This is a genomic window from Pseudomonadota bacterium (genome assembly GCA_022361155.1).
GTDB lineage: Bacteria > Myxococcota_A > Polyangia > Polyangiales > JAKSBK01 > JAKSBK01.
Genome location: JAKSBK010000512.1, coordinates 1 through 3,571, shown reverse-complemented (window position 1 = coordinate 3,571; position 3,571 = coordinate 1). Strand labels below are relative to the sequence as shown.

The window sequence follows — 3,571 nt, the reverse complement described above, 5'->3', positions numbered from 1 at the left end:
GGCCGGTCAGCCTAACATCATCGCGACTCCGGCGGATCGAGTCCGGCGTTGGGAAGCCTGCCTGCTAGGTGTGGACTGGGACGGGCCGCTCGTGAGCGGCGAGCGTTTCAAGATCGAGGAAGTGCTTGGCGAGCCGGTACCGGACCCTGATCTCAACATGGCGAGCTCGTGCGACCCGTGCGCGGCGCACCACGCCATCGGCGACCCCCCGCAGCACACTGTTGCCGGGACGACAGACCAGTTCCTTTGCAACGAATGCCTTCCAAGGCAGGTCGCGCAGGGCCGAATCTGTGTAGACTGCCCCTTCAACCTACGAGCCAATCACGCCACGGACACCTGCGAATGCTGTCCTCCAGGTCAGATCCTCAGTTCCACAGGAAACAACATGTGTGAAGGATGTCCTCTTGGGCAGGGCGGTGACTGTTCCAACAACGCTTGTGTGTGGTGCCCTGCGGATCGAGAGCTGGATGTAACGCCTTTGAATGATAAGTGTCCTGCGGCCCGCAGCTTTCGCTCCGATGCCAGCCAGCCCGACCAGCTTGTCTGTCCGGACGTCTGGATCGAACTCCAGAATCTTGACGCGATCGCCGGCAAGCAGCAACTCGAGATCTCGGCGGACGCGACGGAAACCGGTTCGCTCGACGAAGCCACGTGCCTCGCCACCACGATCGGCTACGACATCATGCGCCCGGACGGCTCGGGAGGCTGGCAAACCCTGAACAGTAGGGTGGGCTCCGGCGTCTTCGGCGCGATCGGTTGCAGCTTCAACGTCGCGGACATCCTGCCGACTTCCACGCTCCCGACGGCGCCCGATGATCAATTACGGGTGCGCATTCGTCCCCCAACAGGAGGCAGCTCCGCGACCCACACCGTTCTCAGCGTCGTAACTGACATCGAATTCTGCGGTCCGCTGTGATCGTCGATATGCACGGCGGGGAGCAGCGCCGGTTTCTAGCGTTGGCGATGGTGGGGTTGCTGTCTCTTGGCATCGGTGCTGGCTGCTGGGGCCGACCTTGTATCGATTGGGGACTAGATGGTGGCGAACAGTTTCTCATCACGTTCGTATCGGGGGCTCGGACCTGCTTTGAGGCCTCTGTGAGTCCGTTGATTGATTTCAGGCCGGGCGATTCGTTCGTGCTCACGGTAGGTGCTCCAAACCCAGATTGCCGGGGACCGAACAGGATATTCGATGTAACGCCGCCAGAGCAACTCCGACCGCCCCTCAGCTGGTGCCAGATCGGTCTTGTAGTGCTGAGTTGCGGCGGTACCGATCTGGCTGGATGTCCAACCTCATGGAGGGGCCAGCCTCAGGATGGAACCATTGACCGCACGACGACCGTTGCCAATGGCCTAACCTATCGAGTCGTGGAAGAGTCGGTCTGTGGCGGCTTCTCCTACCGGTGCTTCGAATGGGACATCACCGCACAGCGCATCAATTCTGAATCTCCCTAAATGCCCAACGACGAAGCCGCCCTGAATTAAAATCAATCTGGGGAGGGCGGCATGGAGACTGAGCCAAAGCGCTCAACCAGTTCGCTATCCTTTTCGAAAGATCGCTTAGCGTAATTGACGATGACTGAGGGACGGTCGCTGACCCCGACGCTACGGGCCCGTTCGGGCAACGAAAACGTCGCGTTCCCCAGCACTCACTAGAGTGCCGCCTCCAGAATCTACCGCATTGCTAAAATGCCCCGTGAACAAGGCGCTACCGGCGACGTCTGCGGTTATACTCCAGCCTTGGTCGCCACCAATCCCACCGATGCGCGCGCTCCACTGATGGCTGCCGTCCGCGGCAAATCTGACGACGAAGAGGTCTTCAGCGCCCGCACTCGTGAGAACCCCGCCTCCAAAATCCACTGCCTCGCTGAAGTACCCTGTGAATAGGATACTCCCCGCACTGTCCGTTGCTAGAGCGTTCCCACGATCTGGACCTACGCCCCCAAAGGGCTTGCTCCAAAGGTGGCTACCGTCAGAGGCAAACTTCGCAACGAACGTGTCACGGTCTCCTGCGCTGAGAAGGCCACCCCCTCCGAAATCCACGGCCTCAGAGAACGCCCCTGTGAGTACAACGCTGCCTCCGAGGTCCGTTGCGAGCCCCCAACCAAAGTCGAAGTTGGCACCCCCAAAGAGTTTACTCCATAAGTAGCTGCCGGAAGGAGAGAACTTGGCCACGAAGATGTCGCTCTTACCTGCGGGGGTGAGTACACCACCTCCGAAATCTGCCATGCCGGCCACATCGCCTGTAAGCACAACATTGCCTGCACCATCCGCTACCACATCCCAGCTCGCGTCGTGCGCGGCGCTCCCGAAACCTCGGCTCCACAAGTGCTCGCCGTTAGGCGCAAACTTGGCGACAAAGATGTCGTTCCCGCCTGCGCTTGTCACGTTCCCGCCACCGAAATCTGCGGTACCCGTGAAATACCCGCTGACTATGACGTTCCCCGCACCGTCGGCTGCGATCCCCCAGCCCAGGTCGCCCAGCGTGCTTCCAAAACGCTTGCTCCACAGGTGGCCGCCATCCGGAGAAAATTTGGCGACGAAGACATCCCGATCTCCGGCGCTCGTGAGCCTCCCGCCCCCAAAATCGACGCTGGTTCCGAACGCCCCGGTAACCAGGACATTGCCTGCAGCGTCCGTGGCAACGCTCCCGCCGTAGTCGGTCTCACCCGTACCTCCGAAACGCTTGCTCCAAAGATGGGTGCCGGCCGGAGCGAACTTCGCCACAAAAATGCTCCTGCCTGGCCCCGTGAGGTCGCCACCTCCAAAGTCCACCGTGCCAGTGAAATACCCCGTAAGTACGATGTTGCCCGCAGGGTCCACCGCCACGTCGATGCCCACATCGCGACCCGTACTCCCGAAGCGCTTGCTCCACGGCCCGCCGACTACACCCGCGCCGCCTAGGCCTGCCATCCCCGCCGTGCCGCCAATAGCGCCTGACGTGCCTCCCGTCCCTGCCGCGCCGCCGCCTCCGCTCGCCGGGCCTCCTGGGTCGCCCGCCCCGACGCCACCCGCGCTACTCGACTTGAGGCCGCACCCCGCAAGCGCGAGGAACGCTACCATCGACAGGCTCCCTCGCCCCATCATGCTTGCCAGCATGCCATCGCTGAGTTGACGAAGCAATCTGGCGGGAGCCCACATGATGCACGACACCAAGCCTCACAGGGCGTCACATCCGGGCCGGCCCCACAACCGATGGTGCCTCTGTCAGTCCCGCGTTCTGGGCATCCCCACACCCTTGCTGTAAGAGGTAACTGCAACTTGAACGGTTGCCTTCATATCGACCGGCGCCTAGCCTGGGTGACGCTCACCTTGGCCGTCGCGTGCAGTGTCGCGGCGTCGACGGCAGCGATCGGTCAAGAGCCCCGGAAGCGACGCTGGTTGGACACCGAGATTCCTATCCACGTGGCGACGGGACAGCTGCCGGCGGGTGTGACCGCGACGGAGTTCATCGAAGCTGTCCGGGCAGCCGCAGGCCGTTGGAGCTTTCCAGCGGTCCCGTGCACTTCCATCAAGCTACGGGTAGTGCCCGAGCCGCGTCGTACTGCATCGCGCGAGGATGGCACAAGCCTCG

The 3,571-nt window shown here is 62.3% G+C and carries 3 protein-coding genes; 2 read left to right on the top strand and 1 reads right to left on the bottom strand.

Annotated features, from left to right (window positions below):
- On the top strand, positions 1-916 hold a 916-nt coding region (locus MJD61_19065; GenBank protein MCG8557364.1), incomplete at its 5' end, for a hypothetical protein.
- A gap of 686 nt (positions 917-1,602) precedes the next feature.
- Here MJD61_19065 and MJD61_19060 read toward each other — a convergent pair.
- A complete protein-coding gene (locus MJD61_19060) occupies positions 1,603-3,084 on the bottom strand; it encodes an SBBP repeat-containing protein (GenBank protein ID MCG8557363.1) in 1,482 nt (493 codons plus the stop codon).
- A gap of 174 nt (positions 3,085-3,258) precedes the next feature.
- Between MJD61_19060 and MJD61_19055 the strand changes: the two genes are divergently transcribed.
- The coding region (locus MJD61_19055; protein MCG8557362.1) for a hypothetical protein at positions 3,259-3,571 on the top strand (313 nt) is incomplete at its 3' end.